At 73.2% G+C, this 21,340-nt stretch carries 17 protein-coding genes and 1 pseudogene; 5 read left to right on the top strand and 13 right to left on the bottom strand.

The genetic code is table 11. The features are described from left to right. Positions 1-199: 199 nt before the first annotated feature. Positions 200-853: an NUDIX hydrolase gene (locus AB0D29_RS30475; RefSeq protein WP_362858635.1), complete on the bottom strand. Its 654-nt coding sequence runs from the start codon at positions 851-853 to the stop codon at positions 200-202. A 76-nt stretch (positions 854-929) separates the two neighbouring features. Continuing rightward, positions 930-2,582 (bottom strand): CTP synthase, encoded by a 1,653-nt coding sequence (locus tag AB0D29_RS30470; protein ID WP_362858634.1) that lies wholly within the window; start codon positions 2,580-2,582, stop codon positions 930-932. Between the two features lie 472 nt (positions 2,583-3,054). Between AB0D29_RS30470 and AB0D29_RS30465 the strand changes: the two genes are divergently transcribed. From AB0D29_RS30465 to AB0D29_RS30455, 3 genes are all read left to right on the top strand, one after another. Next, on the top strand, positions 3,055-4,860 hold the full coding sequence (locus AB0D29_RS30465; protein ID WP_362858633.1) for a glycoside hydrolase family 15 protein: 1,806 nt from the start codon (positions 3,055-3,057) through the stop codon (positions 4,858-4,860). A 158-nt stretch (positions 4,861-5,018) separates the two neighbouring features. Continuing rightward, positions 5,019-6,401 carry an FAD-binding oxidoreductase gene (locus AB0D29_RS30460; RefSeq protein WP_362858631.1) on the top strand — a complete coding sequence of 461 codons (1,383 nt, stop codon included), beginning with the start codon at positions 5,019-5,021 and terminating at the stop codon, positions 6,399-6,401. Between the two features lie 22 nt (positions 6,402-6,423). Beyond that, positions 6,424-8,043 carry a PucR family transcriptional regulator gene (locus tag AB0D29_RS30455; protein WP_362858630.1) on the top strand — a complete coding sequence of 540 codons (1,620 nt, stop codon included), beginning with the start codon at positions 6,424-6,426 and terminating at the stop codon, positions 8,041-8,043. Positions 8,044-8,116: 73 nt separating this feature from the next. Here AB0D29_RS30455 and AB0D29_RS30450 read toward each other — a convergent pair whose 3' ends face one another. The 5 genes from AB0D29_RS30450 to AB0D29_RS30430 all read right to left on the bottom strand — a co-directional run bounded on the left by AB0D29_RS30450 (position 8,117) and on the right by AB0D29_RS30430 (position 13,345). After that, positions 8,117-9,238, bottom strand: a complete 1,122-nt coding sequence (locus tag AB0D29_RS30450) for a glycosyltransferase family 4 protein (protein WP_362858628.1) — start codon at positions 9,236-9,238, stop codon at positions 8,117-8,119. A gap of 275 nt (positions 9,239-9,513) precedes the next feature. Further along, on the bottom strand, positions 9,514-11,238 hold the full coding sequence (gene recN / locus AB0D29_RS30445) for a DNA repair protein RecN (protein WP_362858724.1): 1,725 nt from the start codon (positions 11,236-11,238) through the stop codon (positions 9,514-9,516). A 118-nt stretch (positions 11,239-11,356) separates the two neighbouring features. Further along, positions 11,357-12,265 (bottom strand): NAD kinase, encoded by a 909-nt coding sequence (locus tag AB0D29_RS30440; protein ID WP_362858626.1) that lies wholly within the window; start codon positions 12,263-12,265, stop codon positions 11,357-11,359. Next, the gene (locus AB0D29_RS30435; protein WP_362858624.1) at positions 12,262-13,077 is read right to left on the bottom strand and encodes a TlyA family RNA methyltransferase; all 816 of its coding nucleotides are present in this window, start codon (positions 13,075-13,077) and stop codon (positions 12,262-12,264) included. Before AB0D29_RS30435 ends, AB0D29_RS30440 begins: the two co-directional genes overlap by 4 nt. Before the next feature lie 7 nt (positions 13,078-13,084). Then, the gene (locus tag AB0D29_RS30430) at positions 13,085-13,345 is read right to left on the bottom strand and encodes a hypothetical protein (RefSeq protein ID WP_362858623.1); all 261 of its coding nucleotides are present in this window, start codon (positions 13,343-13,345) and stop codon (positions 13,085-13,087) included. 64 nt (positions 13,346-13,409) lie between these two features. On the opposite strand from AB0D29_RS30430, the gene AB0D29_RS30425 reads away from it, so the two are divergent. Further along, complete coding sequence (locus tag AB0D29_RS30425; protein WP_362858622.1) at positions 13,410-13,757, top strand: alkyl sulfatase C-terminal domain-containing protein; 348 nt, start codon at positions 13,410-13,412, stop codon at positions 13,755-13,757. A 70-nt stretch (positions 13,758-13,827) separates the two neighbouring features. On the opposite strand, the gene AB0D29_RS30420 is transcribed toward AB0D29_RS30425, so the two are convergent. Genes AB0D29_RS30420 through AB0D29_RS30405 form a run of 4 tightly spaced genes read right to left on the bottom strand, consistent with a single transcriptional unit; the run spans position 13,828 to position 17,880 of the window. Beyond that, a complete protein-coding gene (locus AB0D29_RS30420; protein ID WP_362858621.1) occupies positions 13,828-14,652 on the bottom strand; it encodes an ABC transporter ATP-binding protein in 825 nt (274 codons plus the stop codon). A gap of 5 nt (positions 14,653-14,657) precedes the next feature. Continuing rightward, a complete protein-coding gene (locus tag AB0D29_RS30415) occupies positions 14,658-15,719 on the bottom strand; it encodes an iron chelate uptake ABC transporter family permease subunit (RefSeq protein ID WP_362858723.1) in 1,062 nt (353 codons plus the stop codon). Between the two features lie 14 nt (positions 15,720-15,733). After that, positions 15,734-16,792, bottom strand: coding sequence for an iron chelate uptake ABC transporter family permease subunit (locus tag AB0D29_RS30410; RefSeq protein WP_362858619.1), 1,059 nt, complete (start codon positions 16,790-16,792; stop codon positions 15,734-15,736). A 50-nt stretch (positions 16,793-16,842) separates the two neighbouring features. Continuing rightward, positions 16,843-17,880, bottom strand: a complete 1,038-nt coding sequence (locus AB0D29_RS30405) for an HAD hydrolase-like protein (RefSeq protein ID WP_362858617.1) — start codon at positions 17,878-17,880, stop codon at positions 16,843-16,845. Positions 17,881-17,993: 113 nt separating this feature from the next. Between AB0D29_RS30405 and AB0D29_RS30400 the strand changes: the two genes are divergently transcribed. Then, positions 17,994-19,265, top strand: a complete 1,272-nt coding sequence (locus tag AB0D29_RS30400) for a DUF1015 domain-containing protein (protein ID WP_362858616.1) — start codon at positions 17,994-17,996, stop codon at positions 19,263-19,265. Positions 19,266-19,335: 70 nt separating this feature from the next. On the opposite strand, the gene AB0D29_RS30395 is transcribed toward AB0D29_RS30400, so the two are convergent. Further along, on the bottom strand, positions 19,336-20,202 hold the full coding sequence (locus AB0D29_RS30395) for a tetratricopeptide repeat protein (RefSeq protein ID WP_362858721.1): 867 nt from the start codon (positions 20,200-20,202) through the stop codon (positions 19,336-19,338). Between the two features lie 171 nt (positions 20,203-20,373). Beyond that, positions 20,374-21,340: pseudogene (locus AB0D29_RS30390) on the bottom strand (hypothetical protein); the annotation flags it as partial.

Here is a 21,340-nt window from a genome sequence, read left to right as displayed (position 1 = left end):
GGCTTCGGGGCATGCGCGGGCCGTCGCCGGCTGCGGGCCCGCCGCTGCGCGGAGCCCTCCCCCACCCGCCCTTCCACCGTTCCCCGGGCTCCGCCCGGACCCGCGCCTCAAACGCCGGCGGGGCTGGAGATTCAGCCCGTCCGGCGTTTGAGGACCGGGGTCCGGGGCGGAGCCCCGGCAACGGCGCCGCGCCCGGCGGCTACGCCTGGTACGGGCGGGCCGGCCAAGGGGCCAGGGCCGGGCGGAGGGCTTCGATGCCGCCCTCGGAGGCCAGCGCGGCGGACAGGGCCAGGACCCCCGTCACCAGCCCGGGATTGCCCAGCTCACCGGCGAGGATCCCGCGTACCAGGTCCCCGAGGGGAACACGGGCGATCTCCATGTCCGCCTCCTCGTCCGAGACCACGTACCGCTCCCCCTCCGCCTCCGCGAGGTCCCGCGCCAGGAAGACCCGTACCGCCTCGTCCGAGCCTCCCGGGGAGGTGAAGAAGTCGGCCAGCACCCGCCAGTCCTCCGCCTTGACGTGCGCCTCCTCGTACAGCTCCCGCTGCGCCGCGTGCAGCGGGTTCTCCCCCGCGACGTCCAGCAGTCCCGCCGGCAGCTCCCACAGCCGGTGCCGTACCGGGTGCCGGAACTGCCGCAGGACCAGCACCCGCTGCTGCTCGTCGAGGGCCAGCACGCACACCGAGCCGGGGTGCACCTGGTAGTCGCGGCGCACCACCGAACGGTCGGGCATCCGGACCTGGTCCGATTTGACGGACGTCTTCGCGCCCTCGAACGGGGTGCGCGAGGCGACGACCTCCCACGACTCCGGTGTGTCCACGATGTCGTTGCCGATGTCGTTGCCCATGGCCATGGCCGATACCTTCCCGAGAACGCGACAGCCGGGGCACGATCCGTGCCCCGGCTGTCTACGTTATGCGGTCAGGCGCTCACTTCGCGGACTGCTGCCGCTCCACGGCCGCCTTGACCAGGCCCGCGAACAGCGGGTGCGGGCGCGTGGGGCGCGAACGCAGCTCCGGGTGGGCCTGTGTGGCCACCAGGTAGGGGTGCACCTCGCGCGGGTACTCGACGTACTCGACGAGCTTGTTGTCCGGGGAGGTGCCGGAGAAGACCAGACCGGCCTTCTTCTCCAGCTCGCCGCGGTAGGCGTTGTTGACCTCGTAGCGGTGGCGGTGGCGCTCGTCCACGTACGCCTGGTCGCCGTAGACCTCACGGACGATGGAGCCCTCGGCGAGCTTCGCCGGGTACATGCCCAGGCGCATGGTGCCGCCCAGGTCGCCCGCGCCCTCGACGAAGGCCAGCTGCTCCTCCATCGTGGAGATCACCGGGTGCGGGGTGGAGGCGTCGAACTCGGTGGAGTTGGCGTCCTCGATGCCCGCCAGGTTCCGCGCGGCCTCGATGACCACGCACTGCAGGCCCAGGCACAGGCCGAGCAGCGGGATCTTGTTCTCGCGGGCGTAGGTGATCGCACCGACCTTGCCGTTGACACCGCGGTCGCCGAAGCCGCCGGGCACGCAGATCGCGTCCACGTCGCCGAGCACCGCCGCGGCGCCGGCCGGGGTCTTGCAGTCGTCGGAGGTGACCCACTTGATCTGGACCCGGGCCTTGTTGGCGAAACCGCCGGCGCGCAGCGCCTCGGTCACCGACAGGTAGGCGTCGGGCAGGTCGATGTACTTGCCGACGAGCGCGACCTTGACCTCGTGGTCGGGGTTGTGGACGCGGTCCAGCAGGTCCTCCCACACCGTCCAGTCGACGTCGCGGAAGGGCAGGTCGAGCTTGCGCACGACGTACGCGTCCAGGCCCTCGGTGTGCAGCACCTTCGGGATGTCGTAGATCGACTTGGCGTCGATGGCCGCGACCACGGCCGCCTCGTCCACGTCGCACATCAGCGAGATCTTGCGCTTGATGGAGGTCGGGACCTCGCGGTCGGCGCGCAGCACGATCGCGTCGGGCTGGATGCCGATGTTGCGCAGGGCCGCGACCGAGTGCTGGGTCGGCTTGGTCTTGAGCTCGCCGGAGGGGCCGATGTAGGGCAGCAGCGAGATGTGCACGACGAAGACGTTGTCGCGGCCGACCTCGTGGCGGACCTGGCGGACGGTCTCCAGGAACGGCAGCGACTCGATGTCGCCGACGGTGCCGCCGACCTCGGTGATGACGACGTCGACGTCCTCGGTCGCCATGCGGCGGATGCGGTGCTTGATCTCGTTGGTGATGTGCGGGATGACCTGCACGGTGTCACCGAGGTACTCGCCGCGCCGCTCCTTGGCGATGACCTGCGAGTAGACCTGGCCGGTGGTGACGTTGGCCGAGCCGTCGAGGTCGACGTCGAGGAAGCGCTCGTAGTGGCCGATGTCCAGGTCGGTCTCGGCGCCGTCGTTGGTGACGAACACCTCGCCGTGCTGGAACGGGTTCATCGTGCCGGGGTCGACGTTCAGGTACGGGTCGAGCTTCTGCATCGTGACCCGAAGACCGCGCGCCTTCAGCAGCGCACCCAGGCTGGAGGCCGTCAGGCCCTTGCCGAGGGAGGAAGCGACACCCCCGGTGACGAAGATGTGCTTGGTCGTCATGGATTTGGGCGGCATCGCCAAGAGGGGGCTCCCGTGGTCGCGAGGTGAGGTGCGTCCGGCGCCGGCCACCGTCGATCCGGAAGGGTCTCAGGGGGCGCCGAAGCTGCGGTTTCGGGGCTCCTGATTCGCACAGGCAGACCACCGGTCCACGGGGTACCAGCCTATCAGCGCCCGGGCCGGTCCGCCTCCGGCCACGCGGCGTCAGCGGCCGGTAGCAGCGCGCCGAAGTGCGCCGGGGCGGCGTGGCGCCTGCTCACCCGTTCGGCCCAACGCCATTCTTCCGCGGCTTAAGGAGATCACTAGGGTGCCGTCATATCCTGCTCGGATATTGCGAACATCACCGCCGGGCAGTCCGTCAGACGGCCTAACCGAGCCGATATGCGGAATCATGGGCTCAACGCGGAGATCCCCACCCACAGGTGACCGCGCATACGCGCAATGCAAGCGCCCTTCGGGGCGGACGTGGCCGTTCGACTGGAGATGCAACGTGTCCGGGCGCATCGAGGATTACGCACTGATCGGGGACATGCAGACCGCGGCGCTGGTCTGCCGGGACGGGGCGGTGGACTGGCTGTGCCTGCCACGCTTCGACTCGCATGCCGTGTTCGCGAGCATTCTCGGCACCGAGGATCACGGGTTCTGGCGGATCGGCCCGGCGTACCCGGCCGGCTCCGAGGCCCCGCGTGCCGACCGCCGCCGCTACCGCGGTGATTCGCTGGTGCTGGAGTCGGAGTGGGACACGCCCCGCGGGAAGGTCCGCGTGATCGACTTCATGCCGCCCCGCGAGGACCACGCGCCGCAGCTGATCCGCATCGTGGAGGGCGTCAGCGGGCGCGTCCCGATGCGCTCGGCGCTGCGGATGCGCTTCAGCTACGGGCGGGTCGTGCCCTGGGTCCACAAGGTCGACGGGCGCACGGTCGCCGTCGCCGGCCCCGACTCGGTCTGGCTGGACACCGAGGCCCAGACGTACGGCAAGGACCTGACGACGTACTCCGACTTCACGGTCGGACCCGGCGACCGGATGGCCTTCAGCATCAGCTGGCAGCCCTCGCACAAGGGCGCGCCGGAGCTCCCCGACGCCGGGGCCGCCCTGGAGTCGACCACCGACTTCTGGCGCGAGTGGGTCGACCAGTGCACCTACCACGGGCCCTACCGGGAGGCCGTGGTCCGCTCCCTGATCACGCTCAAGGCCCTCACGTACGGCCCCACGGGCGGGATCGTCGCCGCGCCGACCACCTCCCTGCCGGAGGAGATCGGCGGGGTCCGCAACTGGGACTACCGCTACACCTGGCTGCGCGACGCGGCGATCACCCTGTCCTCGCTGCTGCGCACCGGCTACCGCGAGGAGGCCCGCGCCTGGCGCGAGTGGCTGCTGCGCGCGGTGGCCGGCGACCCGGAGAACCTGCAGATCATGTACGGGATCGCGGGCGAACGGGAGCTCGGCGAGACCGAGCTGGACTGGCTGCCCGGCTACGAGAACTCCCGCCCGGTGCGCGTCGGCAACGGCGCCGCCGGCCAGCTCCAGCTCGACGTCTACGGCGAGGTCACCGAGGCCCTGCACCTGGGCCACATGACGGGCCTCGCCCGCAGCGACTACGCCTCGCTGCTCCAGCTCAAGCTGATCCGCTACCTGGAGACCCACTGGGACCAGCCGGACGAGGGCATCTGGGAGGTGCGCGGCCCGCGCCGCCACTTCGTGCACTCGAAGGTGATGGCCTGGGTGGCCGTGGACCGCACGATCAAGCTGATCGAGAGCGGGGACGCGGACGGCCCGCTGGAGCGGTGGCGCGAGCTGCGCGACGAGATCCACCAGGACGTGTGCGAGAAGGGCTACGACAAGGAGCGCAACACCTTCACCCAGTCGTACGGGTCGCAGGAGCTGGACGCCTCCCTGCTGCTGATCCCGCAGATGGGCTTCCTGCCGCCGGACGACAAGCGGGTCATCGGCACCATCGAGGCGATCCAGCGCGAGCTGTCCACGCCCGACGGGTTCATCCTGCGCTACCCGACGGCGGGCGTGGAGGCCGGCGTGGACGGCCTGGAGGGCGACGAGGGGGCCTTCCTGGCCTGCTCGTTCTGGATGGCCGACGACCTGGCGATGATCGGCCGGGTGGACGAGGCGCGGCGGCTGTTCGAGCGGCTGCTGTCGCTGCGCAACGACCTGGGTCTGCTGGCGGAGGAGTGGGATCCGCGGCTCCAGCGGCAGGTGGGGAACTTCCCGCAGGCCTTCAGCCACGTTCCGCTGATCGACACGGCGCTGCGGCTGACGGCGAGCGGGGCGTACGGGGGGTAGCGCGCTCCCGGGCGTACGCGGGCGGGGCTCGGCTCGGGTCCTCTCGGGTCACGCTCGGGTCCTCTCGGGCGTACGGGGCGCGGGCTGCTCGCCGCGCCCCGCCGAACCCCGCCCCCTACGCTGGAAGGGTCCTTTGCCCTCCGGTGGAAGGGGTGGCCATGGCTCCCCTCTCGAAGGCGGGCGCGGCGCTGACCGCGCTCCGCGAGGACCTGTCCGGCGAGGTGTTCACCCCGGAGGATCCGGGTTACGACGGGGCCCGGACGGTCTTCAACGCGATGATCGACCGCAGGCCCGCCGTCATCGCCCAGTGCGAGAGCTCGGCGGACGTGGTGACCGCGGTGCGTTTCGCGAGGGACCTCGATCTGAAGGTCGCCGTGCGCGGCGGCGGGCACAGCGTGGCCGGGATGTCCCTCAACGACGGCGGCCTCGTCGTGGACCTGCGGCGGATGCACGAGGTGACGGTCCACCCGGCGGCCAGGGCCGCGCACATCGAGGGCGGGGCCACGATGAGCCACCTGGACCGGGCCTGCCAGCCCTACGACCTGGCCACCACCGGCGGCCGGGCCTCCACCACGGGCGTCGGCGGCTTCGTGCTGGGCGGCGGGACCGGCTGGCTGGACCGGAAGTTCGGCCTGGCGGTGGACAACCTGCTGGGCGTGGACCTGGTCACGGCGGACGCCGAGCTGCTGCACGTGACCGCCGAGGACCACCCCGAGCTGTTCTGGGGGTTGCACGGCGGCGGCGGGAACTTCGGCATCGCCACCTCGCTGACCCTGCGGCTGCACGAACTGCCCGCCATGTCGATCGCGTTCCTGCTGTACCTGCCCGAGCGCGGGCCCGAGGTGGTCCGCGCGTTCCGGGACCTCATCGAGGCCGGACCGCCGGAGGCCTCCGGCGCCGCCCTCTACGTGACCGGCCCGCCCGAGGACTTCGTACCGCCGCACCTGGTCGGGCTGCTGCTGGCCGGTGCGCTGCTGACGTACGCGGGCCCCGAGGAGGAGATGCGCGAGCTGGCGCGGCCGCTGCTGGCGATCCCCCACGAGTCCGAGATCGTCACGGCCATCCCGTACGCCGACCTCCAGTGCATGATCGACGACCCGCCGGGCCTGCGGAACTACTGGTCGGCGGAGTACCTCACCGGTATCCCGGACGAGTTCGTGAACGCCTTCTGCGCCCGCGCCGCGTCCATGCCGGTGCCGACCGGCACCCAGCACCTGGTCTTCCCGCAGGGCGGCGCCATCGCCTCCGGCCCGGCCGACTACCCGGTGCCGTACCGCGACGCGCCCTGGGCGGTGCACCCGTTCGGGATCTGGGAGGACGAAGCCGACGACGAGAGGTGCCGGCAGTGGGTCAAGGACGTCCGGGCCGACGCCGAGCCGTGGAGCACCGGCGCGGTGTACCTGAACTTCCTCGGCGACGAGGGCGGGGACCGGGTGGTCTCGGGTCTCGGCAGCGAGAACATGCGGCGGCTGGGCGCGCTGAAGCGGCAGTACGATCCGGACAACATCTTCCGCTTCAACCACAACATCCGGCCGACCTGACCCCCTGATAGCGTCCCGCGATATGGACAACCAGGGCGGGATCACGGTTCAGCGGGCACTTGAGCTGCCGGGACTGCGCAGCGGCCTGCCCGAGGTGGTGGCCTGCGCGGACCGCCTCGGCCGGACCGTCCGCTGGGTGCACGCCGGCGAGGTCCCGAACATCGCCTCCCTGCTCAAGGGCGGCGAGCTGCTGCTGACCACGGGGCTCGGCCTGGGCACCCGGCCCGCCGAGCAGCGTGCCTTCGTACGCCGCCTCGCGGACCGCGGGATCGCCGCGCTGGTGGTCGAGCTGGGACCGCGCTTCACCCGGCTGCCCGCCACGATCGTGGAGACCGCGCGCACGGCGGGACTGCCGCTGGTCCAGCTCCACCGGGAGGTCCCCTTCGTCGCCGTCACGGAGGAGGTCCACACCGAGATCGTCAACCACCACTACGCGCTGCTCCAGCGGGCCGAGGAGGTCCACCGGCGCTGCACGGAGGCCCTGTTGGGCGGCGGGGGCATCCCGCAGGTGCTGCGGATCCTGGCCGACTTCACGGGGAACCCGGTCTTCCTGGAGACCCCCGACGGTCAGCTGCTGTACGCGGCCGGCAGCGCGGCCGGGGACGCGGGCGCGGACCCGCTGCAGGTGTGGGAGGGCCTACGGGGCCAGCGCGAGGCCGAGCCGTCGGCGAACACGGTGGTGGTCGACGTACCGGGCGGCGGCCACGGCACGGGCTCGGTCCGGGCCCGCGTCGTCCTGGTCGGCGTCTCGGCGCCGCTGCTGCCGGTGCACCGGATGGCGGCGGAGCGCACGGCCGGCGTGCTGGCCGTCGTGCTGATGCAGGCGCGGCAGGAGGAGGAGCTGGCGGCGCGCGGCCGCGGCGACTTCCTGACGGACCTGGCGGAGGGCCGCATCTCGGCGGAGGACGCCCCGGCGCAGGCCCGCGTGCTGGGCTTCAAGCCGGGGGCGGGGCCGCTGCTGCCGGTGGTCATGCGGCTCTCCACGGACCTCGGCCCGTCCGGGAACTGGGCCGTCCTGGCCCGCGCGGTCCTGGAGGAGCTGTCGTCCGTCGGGGTGCCGGTCCTGCTGGGCGTCCGCCCGGTCGAGGGCCGTGTGCCCCTTCTGGTGTCCCTGCGGGCCGAATCGGAACGCACGGCGGTGGCGGACCGGGTGTCGGCCGCGCTGCGGGCCGGCGTCGAACGTGCGGGCCTGGACCGTGCCGCCGCCCCGCCGGCCGTGGTCGTCGGCGTCGCGGGCGGCTGGGCGGCCGCGTCGGCGGGTCTGCGGCACGCCGCGGAGACCGCCACGGCGGCCCACGGCCTGCCGGCCCGGCCCTGGTACGACGCGCGACGGCTGGACATCGACCTGCTGCTGTGGCGGCTGCGCGAACACCCCGACCTGGCGGCTTTCGTGGACCGGGCGATCGGCCCGCTGCGCACCCACGACACCACGTCCCGCCCGCCGCTCCTGCCCACGCTGGAGACGTACCTGGCCCATGCGGGCCGCAAGGCGGAGACGGCCCGCGAGCTCCACCTGAACCGCCAGACCCTCTACAACCGCCTGGCCCGCATCTCGGAACTCTTGGGCACGGACCTGGACGACCCCGAAACGGTCCTCTCCCTGAGCCTGGCCCTCCGCGCCCGCCGCCACACCCTTTCCTGACGCGCTCCTCGCGCCGGGCAGATCCAGCCCCGCCGGCGTTTGAGGCGCGGGGTCCGGGGCGGAGCACCGGTCTTCAGCCTCGGCGGCGTTCCATCAGTTCGTCGTAGACGGACAGGACCTGCGCGACGGTGTCGTCCTCGGACGGCCACGTCGCCGCCTGCGCCCGCCCCGCCACCGCCAGCGCAGCCCTCCGCTCCGGGTCCGCCAGCAGGCCGGTCACGGCCGAGGCGAGCGCCGCCGCATCCCCCGGCGGGACCAGCACCGCGCCCTCCCCCACCAGCTCCGGCACGCCCCCCACCGCCGTGGCCACCAGCGGCACCCCCACCCGCAGTGCCTCCTGCGCCAGCAGGGCCCGCGCCACGCGCCGACTCGGCAGCACCGCCAGGTCCGCCGCCGCCAGCAGCTGCGCGGCGTCCCGGCGGCGCCCGAGCAGCCGTACCGGGAGCCCCTCGGCCTGGATCCGCCGCGTCAGTTCGGCCCGGAGCGGGCCCTCACCGGCGATCACCAGCAGCGGGGCCGGCTCCAGCGCCCGCCACTCGCGCGCCGCGTCGAGCAGCAGGGAGTACCCGCGGTACGGCACCAGGCTGCCGACGGTGATGAGCAACGGCCTTTCGACCGCCCCGAGTTCCGCCCGCACCTTGCCCGGATCCGCCGCCTCGGTTCCGGCGGGACCAGCCGGTACCGCCACCGGTGCCAGCCGTGCGTCCCGGGCGCCCCGCAGCCGCGCGAGGTCCACCAGGTCCGAGGAGGCCCCGAGGACCACCGCCGCGGCCCGTGCCACGTGCCGTTCCAGCATCCGGCCCAGCCGCCCCAGCGCGCCCGCGGCCGTGGGCCCGTCGCCGTGCCAGCTCACCACCAGCGGCACCCGGCGCCCCCGCATGGCCAGCGCGGCGCGCAGCCCGGCGCGCACCCCGTGCGCGTGCACGACGTCCGCCCCGGAGCACGCGGCCCGCAGGACGCTCACCGCGTCGGGCGCGAACTCCGCCCCGGCGCCGGTGAAGTCGTACTCCCCCTCCGCCTGGACGGGCGCGCACACGGTGACCCGTACGCCGCGTGCGGCGAGCCCGGTCGCGAGCGACCGTACGTGGGCGCAGCTGCCCGCGCCCGCGCCGTCGCCGAGGACCTGGACGGTGCGGAGCGGCGGGCGCCCGTAGGGCTGTGCCGGGAGGGAGGTGGAGACCGGGGAGCTGCTCACGGGCCGAAGCTCCAGGGTGAGGGAGTCAGAGACGTCGCCAAGGATGCCAGTCCGCACGCGCGTTCCGGGACCATACGGGTGCGGATCCCGTACGAGATACCGTCGGACACCCCCCAGCCTCACCCACACGGCCTAGTGTCGCGTCACCCTGGCGCGCTCCCCCACGGGCTGCCCGCGGCCCCCGCGCCCGGCCTCCGACACGGCATCCGACACGGCGAAGGGCCCGTCGCGCCGTGCGCACCGGGCCCTCCTGCGACCGTGTCACCCCTCGCGGCTCACGCGTCCGCGCGCGCCGCCGCCAGCAGTTCCTCGGCGTGGGCCCGCGCGGAGACCGAGTCCTCGTGGCCCGCCAGCATGCGCGACAGCTCGCGGATCCGGGCCTCGCCCTCCAGGACGGTCACCCCGCTCCTGGTGACGGACCCGTCGTTGGTCTTCTCTACGAGCAGCTGGCGGTCGGCGAAGGCCGCCACCTGTGGCAGGTGCGTGACGACCACGACCTGCGCCGACTTGGCGAGCTTCGCGAGGCGCCGGCCCACCTCGACCGCCGCCTTGCCGCCGACCCCCGCGTCGACCTCGTCGAAGAGGTAGGTCGGCACCGGGTCGGAGCCGGCGAAGACGACCTCGACGGCGAGCATCACCCGGGACAGTTCACCGCCCGAGGCGCCCTTGGCGATCGGCCGCGGCTGGGCGCCGGGGTGCGGGGCCAGCAGCAGTTCGACCTCGTCCGCGCCCGAAGGTCCGTAGGCGACCGGACGGCCGCCCACCTCCACTCCGTCCTCGTCCTCGGCCTGCCGGACGTCGATGGTCACCCGGGCGTGCGGCATCGCCAGCGAGGCCAGCTCCTCCGTCACGGCGGAGGCGAAGCGGGTCGCCGCCTCCACTCGGGCGTCCGTCAACGCCTGCGCCAGCAGCGACAGTTCGGAGCGCAGCCCGTCCCGCTCGACGGTCAGCTCGGTGATCCGCTCGTCGTCGCCGTCCAGTTCCAGCAGTCGCGCCGCCCCCTGCTCGGCCCACTCCAGTACGGAGTCCACGGTGCCGTCGGATCCGTACTTGCGGGTCAGCTGGGTCAGGGCCGCCCGCCGCTCCTCCACGGCGGCCAGCCGCAGCGGATCGGCGTCCAGGTCGTCGGCGTAGCCCGCCAGCTCCCCGGCCACGTCGGACAGCAGGATGCCCAGCTCCCCGATCCGCTCGGCGAGCGCGCCGAGCGCCGGGTCGTGCGACCGTACGGATTCCAGGGCGCGGTGGGCGCCCGCGACGAGCATGTTCGCGTCGATGGCCTCGGGGTCCTCGGGATTGCCCGCGAGCGCGCCGTGCGCCAGCTGCGCCGCCGAGGCCAGCGATTCGGCGTGACCGAGCCGTTCGGCCTCGGCCGCCAGCTCGGTGTCCTCGCCGGCCACGGGTTCCACGGCCGCGATCTCGTCCAGCCCGAAGCGCAGCAGGTCCGCCTCCTGGGCCCGTTCCCGGGCCCGGGTGGTGATCTCCTCCAGCTCGACGGCGACGGAGCGGAGCCTGCGGTAGGCGGACCCGTACTTCTCCAGCGGGACGGCGACGGCGTCCCCGGCGTAGCGGTCGAGCGCCTGCCGCTGCCGGGCCGGGCGCAGCAGCCCCTGCTGGTCGGTCTGGCCGTGTACGGCGACCAGGTCGTCCGCGAGCTCGCCGAGCAGGCCGACGGGCACGGACCGGCCGCCGACGTGGGCGCGCGAGCGGCCCTCGGCGGACACGGTCCGGCTGATCAGCAGGGCGCCGTCGTCGAGTTCCGCCCCGGCCTCCTCGGCGCGTACGGCGGCGGGCGCGCCGGGGCGCATGACGATGCGGCCCTCGACGACCGCGGCCTTGGCCCCGATCCGCACCAGGGCCGGGTCGGCGCGACCGCCGAGCAGCAGCCCGAGGCTGGTGACGACCATCGTCTTGCCCGCGCCGGTCTCGCCGGTCACCGCGGTGAAACCGGGCGACAGCTCGACCACCGCGTCGTCGATGACCCCGAGCGACCGTATCCGCATCTCCTCAAGCACGGGACGACGATACCGAGGTTTCACCGGTGCCATGTGACGTCACCCGTCCCGAGTTCTCCGAACGAATGTGCTATTAAGCACGATGGGCGACACGCCGGGACACCCGCTAGTGGGGCGCCCCACGCCAACCCGACACCGGCAGCGCGAACTTCGCGACGAGCCGGTCCGTGAAGGACGCGTGGTGCAGCCGGGCGAGCCGCACGGGCACCGCCCCGCGCCGGACCTCCACACGGGCCCCGGACGGCAGCTCCAGCATCCGCCGGCCGTCACACCACAGCACGCCGTGCGGGGTGCCGGCCTGTACCTCCACCGCCAGCACGGAGGTGGGCGAGGTCACCAGCGGCTTCGCGAACAGCGCGTGCGCACTGATCGGCACCATCAGCAGCGCCTCCACCTCCGGCCAGACCACCGGCCCGCCCGCGGAGAAGGCGTAGGCCGTCGAGCCCGTCGGCGTCGCGCAGACGATCCCGTCACAGCCGAAGCCGGTCACCGGGCGCCCGTCGATCTCCAGGACCACTTCCAGCATCCGCTCCGGGGACACCTTCTGGACCGCGGCCTCGTTCAGCGCCCAGTCCCGGTGGACCACGTCGCCGTTCGTGCGCACGACCACGTCGAGGGTCATCCGCTCCTCGACCTCGTACGAGCGCGACACCACCCGGTCCACGACCTTGTCCAGGTCGTCGCGCTCGGCCTCGGCGAGGAACCCCACCCGGCCCAGGTTGACGCCCAGCATCGGCACCCCCGAGGCGCGCGCCAGCTCCGCGCCCCGCAGCAGGGTCCCGTCCCCGCCCAGCACGACCAGCAGCTCACACGCGTCGAGCACCCCCGGCGTGGACTCGGTGACGAGCTCCACCTCGGGCGGCAGCGGCAGGTCCACCGCCTCGTGCGCGAAGACCCGTACGCCCAGCCCGCAGCGCAGGAGTCCCTTGACGACCAGCTCCGCGCTGCGGATGGCCGCCGGCCGCCCGGTGTGCGCGAGCAGGAATACGGTGCGTTCCCCCGTTGAATCTGTCACTGCGGCCCCTCCGCCACTGCACGGTCAACATCCGCCGGGTCGAGTGCCGGTGCCCCCGCCCGCAGCCACAGAAAGTACTCGACGTTGCCCGACGGTCCCGGCAGCGGACTCGCCGTGACCCCGAGAACGCCCAGACCGAGCTTCGCCGCCTGCGCCGCGACCTCGCGCACGGCCTCCGCCCGGAGCTCCGGGCTGCGCACCACCCCGCCGCTGCCCAGCCGGTCCTTGCCGACCTCGAACTGCGGCTTGACCATCAGCACCAGGTCGGCTTCCGGCGCGCAGCACCGTACGAGCGCGGGCAGCACCAGCCCGATGGAAATGAAGGACAGGTCGCCGACGACGAGGTCCACCGCGATCCCGTCGATCTGCTCGACCGTCAGCTCGCGCACGTTCGTCCGGTCCTTGACCGTCACCCGGTCGTCGCTCTGCAGCGACCAGGCGAGCTGCCCGTAGCCGACGTCGACGGCCACCACGTGGGCGACGCCCGAGCGCAGCAGCACGTCGGTGAACCCGCCCGTGGAGGCCCCGGCGTCCAGCGCGCGGCGGCCCTCCACGCGCAGCCCCTGCGGCCGGAAGGCCGCCAGCGCGCCCGCGAGCTTGTGGCCGCCCCGCGAGACGTAGTCGGGATCGCTGTCGTCCTTGAGGACGACCAGAGCCGCGCTCGTCTCGACCTGGGTGGCGGCCTTGGTCGCGGTGGTGCCGCCCACGGTCACCCGGCCCGCGGCGATCAGCTGCGCGGCGTGCTCGCGCGAGCGGGCCATGCTGCGGCGTACCAGTTCGGCGTCCAGGCGGCGGCGTGCCACTCCTGCCACGTTCGGTTCAGCTCCTGTTTTCGTACGGACCAGGGACGGGCGGTGCGTCCAGCGCGGTCAGCGCCTCGCGCAGCCCCCTGTGGACATCCTCGTACACCTCGACGTGTCCGTCCGCCGCGAGGTGGTCCGCGTCCGCCAGCCGCGCCAGGTGCGCGTCCACGCCGGCGTGTCCGGTGGGCGTGCGTACGACGCCCAGCGCCACGGGCCCCGCGGGTCCGGCGCAGGCTTCGCCGTCGGCTTCTGCTGCGCCCTGGGCTTCGTCGGTCATGCCCCGACGCTACCCCGAAGCGCCCCGCGACCACGCACGGCTCTGCGGTACGGTCGTGATCACGATGGCTACGATCCAGGAGTGCCGCGCAGCACTCGACACCCTCTCCGACAATCTCGCCCGGGCCGACGGCGGCGTACGCGGCGCGGCCGCGCTCGACCGCTCCCTGAGCTGCCACATCACGGACCTGGACGAGACGTTCACGGGCCGCCTCGACGCGGGCCGCATCCGCGTGGACGCGGTCGCCCCCGGCCCGCCGGCCGCCAAGGCCGAGATCCGCCTCGCGATGACGGGCGACGACCTCCTCGCCCTGGTCGCGGGCGACCTCAAGTTCGCCAAGGCCTGGGCCTCCGGCCGAGTCAAACTCGAAGCCGGCTTCCGCGACCTCCTCCGCCTCAAGAGCCTGCTCTGACCCTCAGCCCCGCCGGCGTTTGAGGCGCGGGGGCCCGGGGGCAGCGCCCCCGGCAACGGCGCCGCACCCGCTACGCCACCGCGTGAGCCCCCGCACGGGACCGGCGCGCCGCGGGAATCACCAGCGGCGTCCCCGTCTCCGGGTCGTCGATGATCTGGCACTTCAGGCCGAACACCTTCTCCACCAGCTCCGCCGTCACCACCTCCGCCGGCGCCCCCTCCGCCACGACCTTCCCGCCCCGCATCGCGATCAGTTGCGTCGCGTAACGGGCCGCGTGGTTCAGGTCGTGCAGCACGGCGACCAGCGTCCGCCCCTGGTTCTCGTGCAGCTCCGCGCACAGGTCCAGCACGTCGATCTGGTGCTGGATGTCCAGGTAGGTCGTCGGCTCGTCGAGCAGCAGCAGCGGCGTCTGCTGCGCCAGCGCCATCGCGATCCACACCCGCTGCCGCTGCCCGCCCGACAGCTCGTCCACGGCCCGGTCGGCGAGTTCGGCGACCCCGGTCGAGGCCATGGACTCGTTCACGACCCGCTCGTCCTCGGCCGACCACTGCCGCAGCAGCCCCTGGTGCGGGTACCGGCCGCGTGCGACCAGGTCGGCCACCGTGATGCCGTCCGGCGCGATCGAGGACTGCGGGAGCAGGCCCAGGGTCTTGGCCACCTTCTTCGCCGGCATCGACCCGATGGCCTGCCCGTCCAGCAAAACCCGCCCGGCGGACGGCTTCAGCATCCGCGACAGGGCCCGCAGCAGCGTGGACTTGCCGCAGGCGTTGGGGCCGACGATCACCGTGAAGGAGTTGTCGGGGATCTCCACCGACAGGTCCTCGGCGATGACCCGCTGGTCGTAGCCGAGCGTCACGTTCTCCGCGGTCAGCCGCTGCACTTGCGTACTCCTCATCAGGTTCATATACGTCCTGCCTTGCGCTCGGCGACGAGCAGCCAGAGCAGGTAGACACCGCCGACCAGCCCGGTCACCACGCCCACCGGCAACTGGTCGGCGCCGAAGGCCCGCTGCGAGGCCCAGTCGGACACCATCAGCAGCACCGAGCCCATCAGCGCGGCCGTCAGCAGGTTCCCGCCGGGCGAGCGGGTGAGCCGCCGGGCCAGCTGCGGCGCGGCCAGCGCGACGAAGCTGATGGGCCCGGCCGCCGCGCTCGCCGCGGTGGTGAGCAGGATCGCCGCGACCATCAGCAGCAGCCGCGTCCGCTCCACCGGCACCCCGAGGGCGTACGCGGCGTCGTCGCCCATCTCCATCATCCGCACGGCCCGGCCCTGTCCGAGGATCAGGGGGAAGAGCACCGCGCAGACCGCGAGCAGCGGCCACACCTGCGCCCAGTCGCGGCCGGCCAGCGAGCCGGTCAGCCAGACCGTGGCGCGGGTGGCCTCGATCATCTGGGCCTTCGTGATCAGGTACTGGATCACGGCGACGAGCATGGCGGAGGCGCCGATGCCGACCAGCACGAGCCGGTAGCCCTGGATGCCCTGCTTGTACGCGAGCAGGTAGACGGCGGCTCCGGCCAGCAGGCCGCCGATCACCGCGCCGACCGCCACCTCGTTGGCATCGCCCTTGAACAGGATGATGACGACGAGCGCGCCGACCACCGAGCCGTATCCGAAGCCCAGCAGGTCGGGGGAGCCGAGCGGATTGCGGGAGACCGACTGGAAGACCGCGCCGGCCATCCCGAGGGCGGCCCCGACGAGCAGGGCGACCAGGACCCGCGGCAGCCGCAGGTCGTTGACGATGAAGTCGTTGGCGGGGGTGCCGTTGCCCAGCAGGGTCTGGACGACGTCCCACGGTGCGATCTCGAAGTCGCCGGTGCCGATGAGCAGGACGGCCAGCGCGAGCGTCGCGGCGGCGAGCAGCAGCCCGACGGCCAGCGCACGTCCCTCGACGCGCAGCGCGATCCCGCCGGGCAGGTGCAGCGGGCGGGGCCCGGACCGGCCCTTGCGCGGTGTGTCGTTCACGGTCGCGGTCACGGTCACAGCTGGGCCATCCTCTTGCGCCGAACCAGGTAGATGAAGACGGGGCCGCCGATGAGCGCGGTCACGACGCCGACCTGCAGTTCGGCGGGCCGGGTGACGACACGGCCGACGACGTCGGCGCCGAGCAGCAGGACGGGTGACAGGACGGCCGAGTACGCGAGCACCCAGCGCATGTCGGGACCGGTGAACGCCCGGACGAGGTGCGGGATCATCAGGCCGATGAAGACGATGGGCCCGCACGCGGCGGTCGCCGCACCGCACAGCAGGGTGATGGCGACCATCGCGGCGATCCGGGTCCGCGTCAGGTGCGCGCCGAGCGCCCGCGCCGTGTCGTCGCCCATCGCCATCGCGTTCAGCGGCCGGCCGAGCGACAGCGCGAGCACCGCGCCGACGATCAGGAAGGGGGCCACCTGGCGGACGGTGTCCATGTTGGCCGAGGCCAGCGAACCCACCGTCCAGAAGCGGAGCTTGTCCAGCGCCTTGCTGTCCATCAGCTGCACGGCGTTGATGTAGCCGATCAGGGCCGCGCTGGCCGCCGTACCGGCGAGCGCGAGGCGCACCGGGGTCGCGCTGCGGCTGCCGCCGAGCACGTACACGACGACCGAGACGACGGCGGCGCCGAGGAAGGCCCACCACACGAACTCGCGGATCGACGTCGCGCCGAAGAAGCTGATCGCGGAGACCACGGCGGCCGCGGCGCCGGCGTTGACGCCGAGGATGCCGGGCTCGGCCAGCGGGTTGCGGGTCAGCGCCTGCATCACGGCACCGGACAGGCCGAGGCCCAGTCCGACCATCAGCCCGAGGAGCGTGCGCGGGACCCGCAGGTCCCGTACCACCACGTCGGAGGGCGTCCCCGCGTAGGCGAACAGGCCGTGCCAGACCTCGTCCAGGGGTATCTGCTTGGCGCCCACGGCGATGCTCACGACCGCGATCAGCGCGAGCACCGCGAGGGCGGCCAGCAGACCGGCGACGCGCGCGGCATGGCGCGGGCGGGCGACGGCGGCCTGTTCGGGCGCCGCGCTCGGTTCGGATTCAGGGGGGCTCTCGACCAACACGCGAGTTAGGTTAGCCTACCCTGCGCCTTGCGCGGATCACCCGTCCGGCCCTAAAGACCCAGCCTGGCCAGCGCCTTCGCCGCGTCCAGCGTGCAGACCCCGTCCCCGGCCGCCGTCCAGGCCGCCGCGCACAGCGCCCGCAGCCCGTCGACCGGATCCCCGCCCTCCCCGCGCAGCTCCAGCATTCCGCGGTTCAGCGCGACCGCGGTCCAACCACCGCAGCGGAACCCCTCCTCGGCCGGCTCCACCTCCGGCTGCCCCGTCAACAGCCCGCGCAGGTCCCGGTCCACGTACGTCGGCCGGTGCCTCGGCTCGGCCCGCACCAACTGCTCCGCGTCCGTCACCCCGGTCAGCACCAGCAGCGAGTCCACCTCACCGTTGAAGGCACCCTCGATGTCGGTGTCGAGCCGGTCCCCGACCACCAGCGGCCGCTCCGCCCCCGTCCGCAGCACCGTCTCCCGGTGCATCGGGGGCAGCGGCTTGCCCGCCACCTGCGGCTCCGCGCCCGTGGCGATCCGTACGACCTCCACCGCAGCCCCGTTGCCCGGCCCGATTCCCCGCGCCCCCGGGATCGTCAGGTCGGTGTTCGACGCGTACCACGGCACCCCGCGGTTGATCGCGTACGAGGCCTCCGCGAAGCGCCCCCAGGGCAGTTCGGGACCCCCGTACCCCTGCACCACCGCCGCCAGGCCCTCCTCCTCGGCCGACTCCACCGGCACCAGCCCGCGCTCGCGCAGTGCGACCCACAGCCCCTCCCCGCCGATCACCAGCACCTTCGACCCCGGCTCCACCTGCTCCGAGATCAGCCGGGCCACCGCCTGCGCCGAGGTGATCACCTCGGCCGCCTCCGTCGGGATGCCCAGCTCGCCCAGGTGCTCCGCCACCGCGTCCGGGGTCCGCAGCGCGTTGTTGGTGACGTAGGCGAGGTGCATGCCGTCGGCCCGGGCCGCGGCGAGGGACTCCACGGCGTACGCGATGGCCTCGCCGCCCGCGTACACCACCCCGTCGAGGTCCAGCAGGGCGGTGTCGTACGCCTGGTGCAGACTCTGCTCACTCGCCGCGGGACTGGTCCTGCTCTGCCGGGTCATCGCGTTCGCTCCTCTGACGGCCCTCCCGGCGGTAGCCGGGGGGAGAACGATCTTGTCCGATTCTGCACTGCCCCGATCATCCCGCATGGCGAGACGCGACTTACCATGCACCAATGACCACACCTGGCACCGCGGACCAAGGGCTGCGACTGATCCCGTTCCATGGCCTGCGCTACGTCCCGGAGCGCGTCGGCAGTCTCGCCGCCGTCACCTCCCCGCCGTACGACGTGGTCGTGCGCCCCGACGGAGTCGACCACCTCGAATCCGCGGACCCGCACAACATCGTCCGCCTGATCCTCCCGCAGGCCGGCACCCCGGCCGCACGCAACGAACAGGCCGCCCGCACCCTGCACGACTGGCTCGCCGAGGGCATCCTCAGCGCCGATCCCGAGCCCGCGCTGTACGTGTACGAGCAGCGCAAGGCCGGCCTGCTCCAGCGCGGCGTCATCGGCGCCCTCGCCCTGTCCACCGCGGACGCGGGCATCGTCCTCCCCCACGAGGACGTCATGCCGGACGTGGTCACCGACCGGGCCGGCCTGATGCGGGCCACCTCCGCCAATCTCGAACCCCTGCTCCTCACCTACCGGGGCGACGACCCCGGCACGGGAGCGGCCGCGGTCGTCGAGCGGACCGCCCAGCGCGCGCCCCTGCTGTCGACGACCACCGAGGACGGCTTCCAGCACCGCCTGTGGGCCATCACGGACCCGGACGAGCTCGCCACCGTCACGGCGGATCTCAGCCACCGCCAGGCCCTCATCGCCGACGGCCACCACCGCTGGGCCACGTACCTGCGCCTCCAGGAGGAGCACGGCTCCCCCACGGCGTGGGACTTCGGGCTGGTGCTCCTCGTGGACACCGCGCGGTACCCGCTCCAGGTCCGCGCGATCCACCGGATGCTGCGCCGGCTCCCGGTCTCCGACGCCCTGGCCGCCCTCGGCGGCCACTTCCGCGTCACCCCGGTCGACGGACCGCTCCCGCTGGCCCTGGACGCCCTCGCGGACGCCTCGGAACGCGGCAACGCCTTCCTGCTCACCGGCGACGGCACCTTCCACCTGGTCACCGATCCCGACCTGGCGCTCCTCGACCGCACGGTCCGCCACGACCGCCCGGAGGCCTGGCGCCGGCTGGACGCCACCGTCCTGCACGCGACGCTGCTCGACGCCCTCTGGCACGTTCCGGACGCCCCCGAGGAGATCACGTACATCCACGACGCCGCGTCCACGGTGGCCATGGCCGAACGCCACGGGGGCACCGCCGTCCTGCTGCACCCCGTACGGGAGGAAGTCGTACGGGACCTGGCCCGCCAGGGCGTCACCATGCCCCGGAAGTCCACCTCCTTCGGACCGAAACCGGCCACCGGCCTGGTCCTGCGCGGCCTGGGCTGAACCACTCCGGACATGGAAAAGGGCGGTACCCCACCGGGGGTACCGCCCTTTCTCATGCGTTCACCGTGCTTCAGGCCTTGTCGCGGCCCGAGTCCTGCCGGGCGTCCTCGACGTCGGCGTCGGCCGCGGACTGCTCCAGCGGCTCGTACTCCTCGTCGTCCTCGTCGTAGTACTCGGCGACGTCGGAGGCGCGCTCGGCCGCGGCGATCTCCGCCGCGTCCTCGTCGTCCTCATCGTCGTCGTCCTCGTCATCGATGACGTCCTCGACGTCGAGGTCGCCCTCGGCATCGACGTCGGCCAGGTCGACGGAGGCGTCGACGAACTCGACACCGTCGAGCTCGGCGAGACGGTCCGAGGCGTCGGTGGCCCCGTCCTTGTCCGCTTCGAGGGTCTTGCCGAACCACTCGCGCGCCTCGTCCTCACGGCCGGCCGCCAGCAGGGCGTCGGCGTAGGCGTAGCGCAGTCGCGCGGTCCAGGGCTGGACGGAGCTGGAGGCCAGCTCCGGGCTCTGCAGGGTCACGATGGCCGCTTCGAGCTGCCCCTGGTCCCGCCGGGCACCGGCCGCGACCAGACGCATCTCGACCTGGCCGGCCTTGTCCAGCTTCTGCACCTCGGGCTCGCCGGCCATGGCCAGCGCCCGCTCCGGACGGCCGAGGCCGCGCTCGCAGTCGGCCATGACGGGCCACAGCTCGACCGAGCCGGTCATGCGCTTGGCGGCACGGAACTCCGCGAGGGCCTCGCTGTACTTCTGCGTGGCGTACGCGGCGAAGCCGGCCGCCTCACGGACAGCGGCGACGCGGGAGGCCAGGCGCAGGGCGATGCGCGAGTACGCGTACGCCTGCTCGGGGTCCTCGTCGATCAGCCGCGCGACCATGACCAGGTTCTTGGAGACCTCTTCGGCCAGGCCCTTGGGCAGGCTCAGCAGCTCCTGGCGCACATCGGCGTCGATCTCGAGACCGGTGACGTCCTCGTCGATCGGAAGGCGCTTGACCGGGTCCCGGTCGGAGCGGAAGTCGCGGTCGCCGCCACGGTCATCGCGACCACGGTAGCCACCACGGTCACCGCCGCGATCGTCACGGCCACCACGGAACCCGCCACGGTCGCCACCGCGGTCGTCACGGCGCGGGTAGGACGGGCGGTCGCCACCACGGTCGTCACGGCGGAAGCCGCCGCCACCACCGGTGGGACGGTCACCACGGTCGTCACGACGCGGGTACGAGGGACGCTCGCCACCACGGTCGTCACGACGGGGGTAGGACGGGCGGTCGCCACCGCGGTCGTCACGGCCACCACGGAAACCACCACGGTCGTCATCACGACGCGGGTACGAGGGACGCTCGCCCCGGTCGTCGCGGCGCGGGTAGGACGGGCGGTCGCCGCCACGGTCATCGCGGCGGAAGCCGCCGCCACCACCGGTGGGACGGTCACCACGGTCGTCACGACGCGGGTACGAGGGACGCTCGCCCCGGTCGTCACGGCGCGGGTAGGACGGGCGGTCGCCACCGCGGTCGTCACGGCCACCACGGAAACCACCACGGTCGTCATCACGACGCGGGTACGAGGGACGCTCGCCACCACGGTCGTCACGGCGCGGGTAGGACGGGCGGTCGCCGCCACGGTCGTCACGGCGGAAGCCGCCGCCACCACCGGTGGGACGGTCACCACGGTCATCGCGACGCGGGTACGAGGGACGCTCGCCACCACGGTCGTCGCGACGCGGGTAGGACGGGCGGTCGCCGCCACGGTCGTCACGGCGGAAGCCGCCGCCACCACCGGTGGGACGGTCACCACGGTCGTCACGACGCGGGTACGAGGGACGCTCGCCACCACGGTCGTCGCGACGGGGGTAGGACGGGCGGTCGCCACCGCGGTCGTCACGGCCGCCACGGAAACCACCACGGTCGTCATCACGACGCGGGTACGAGGGACGGTCCCCACCACGGTCATCGCGACGCGGGTACGACGGACGGTCGCCGCCACGGTCGTCACGGCCGCCACGGAAACCACCACGGTCGTCATCACGACGCGGGTACGAGGGACGGTCCCCACCACGGTCATCGCGACGCGGGTACGAC

The sequence above is a fragment of the Streptomyces sp. NPDC048424 genome, assembly GCF_040651555.1.
Lineage (GTDB): Bacteria > Actinomycetota > Actinomycetes > Streptomycetales > Streptomycetaceae > Streptomyces.
The sequence above is the reverse complement of the archived record's forward strand: the minus strand, read 5'-3'. Positions and strand labels throughout refer to the sequence as shown.

Excerpts from the sequence above, each read along its gene's own strand:
- AB0D29_RS30420 (WP_362858621.1), bottom strand. The coding sequence starts at position 14,652 with ATGAGGAGTACGCAAGTGCAGCGGCTGACCGCGGAGAACGTGACGCTC.
- recN (WP_362858724.1), bottom strand. The coding sequence starts at position 11,238 with ATGCGGATACGGTCGCTCGGGGTCATCGACGACGCGGTGGTCGAGCTG.
- AB0D29_RS30400 (WP_362858616.1), top strand. The coding sequence starts at position 17,994 with ATGACCACACCTGGCACCGCGGACCAAGGGCTGCGACTGATCCCGTTC.
- AB0D29_RS30405 (WP_362858617.1), bottom strand. The coding sequence starts at position 17,880 with ATGACCCGGCAGAGCAGGACCAGTCCCGCGGCGAGTGAGCAGAGTCTG.
- AB0D29_RS30460 (WP_362858631.1), top strand. The coding sequence starts at position 5,019 with ATGGCTCCCCTCTCGAAGGCGGGCGCGGCGCTGACCGCGCTCCGCGAG.
- AB0D29_RS30425 (WP_362858622.1), top strand. The coding sequence starts at position 13,410 with ATGGCTACGATCCAGGAGTGCCGCGCAGCACTCGACACCCTCTCCGAC.
- AB0D29_RS30455 (WP_362858630.1), top strand. The coding sequence starts at position 6,424 with ATGGACAACCAGGGCGGGATCACGGTTCAGCGGGCACTTGAGCTGCCG.
- AB0D29_RS30430 (WP_362858623.1), bottom strand. The coding sequence starts at position 13,345 with ATGACCGACGAAGCCCAGGGCGCAGCAGAAGCCGACGGCGAAGCCTGC.
- AB0D29_RS30475 (WP_362858635.1), bottom strand. The coding sequence starts at position 853 with ATGGCCATGGGCAACGACATCGGCAACGACATCGTGGACACACCGGAG.
- AB0D29_RS30470 (WP_362858634.1), bottom strand. The coding sequence starts at position 2,582 with ATGCCGCCCAAATCCATGACGACCAAGCACATCTTCGTCACCGGGGGT.